This window comes from Paenibacillus sp. MAEPY2, assembly GCF_000499205.1.
Lineage (GTDB): Bacteria > Bacillota > Bacilli > Paenibacillales > Paenibacillaceae > Paenibacillus > Paenibacillus vandeheii.
Genome location: NZ_AWUK01000115.1, coordinates 1 through 508 on the forward strand (window position 1 = coordinate 1; position 508 = coordinate 508).

A 508-nucleotide genomic window follows, 5' to 3' on the forward strand; every position below is an offset into this window, starting at 1 on the left:
CTGAGCTAATGACTCAAACTAAAAACTAAAATGGCTGGGGATATAGGATTTGAACCTATGCATGACGGAGTCAAAGTCCGTTGCCTTACCGCTTGGCTAATCCCCATTAAGTTAAGTGGTGGAGGCTGAGGGGATCGAACCCCCGACCCTCTGCTTGTAAGGCAGATGCTCTCCCAGCTGAGCTAAGCCTCCATCCTATGACCCGTAGGGGATTCGAACCCCTGTTACCTCCGTGAAAGGGAGGTGTCTTAACCCCTTGACCAACGGGCCCCATTTCCAAAGCTCTCAACCGGGATCGAACCGGTGACCTCATCCTTACCATGGATGCACTCTACCTACTGAGCTATGAGAGCAAATGGCTCCCCGAACAGGGCTCGAACCTGTGACAACTCGATTAACAGTCGAGTGCTCTACCAACTGAGCTATCAGGGAATAATATGCATTTGCAGTGCAAATGCAATTCATCATACAACGTTAACATGCAGAGCCTGTTTTCTATGTAGGATGA

5 tRNA genes are annotated in these 508 nt (G+C 49.4%); all 5 read right to left on the minus strand.

Annotated features, from left to right (window positions below):
• Positions 1-31: 31 nt before the first annotated feature.
• The 5 genes from P364_RS0134820 to P364_RS0134840 all read right to left on the minus strand — a co-directional run bounded on the left by P364_RS0134820 (position 32) and on the right by P364_RS0134840 (position 432).
• Positions 32-106, minus strand: a tRNA-Gln gene (locus tag P364_RS0134820).
• A 10-nt stretch (positions 107-116) separates the two neighbouring features.
• Positions 117-192 (minus strand) — tRNA-Val (locus P364_RS0134825).
• Between the two features lie 6 nt (positions 193-198).
• Positions 199-270: transfer RNA gene (locus P364_RS0134830), tRNA-Glu, on the minus strand.
• A 10-nt stretch (positions 271-280) separates the two neighbouring features.
• A tRNA-Thr gene (locus tag P364_RS0134835) sits at positions 281-353 on the minus strand.
• Between the two features lie 3 nt (positions 354-356).
• A tRNA-Asn gene (locus P364_RS0134840) sits at positions 357-432 on the minus strand.
• Between the last annotated feature and the right edge of the window lie 76 nt (positions 433-508).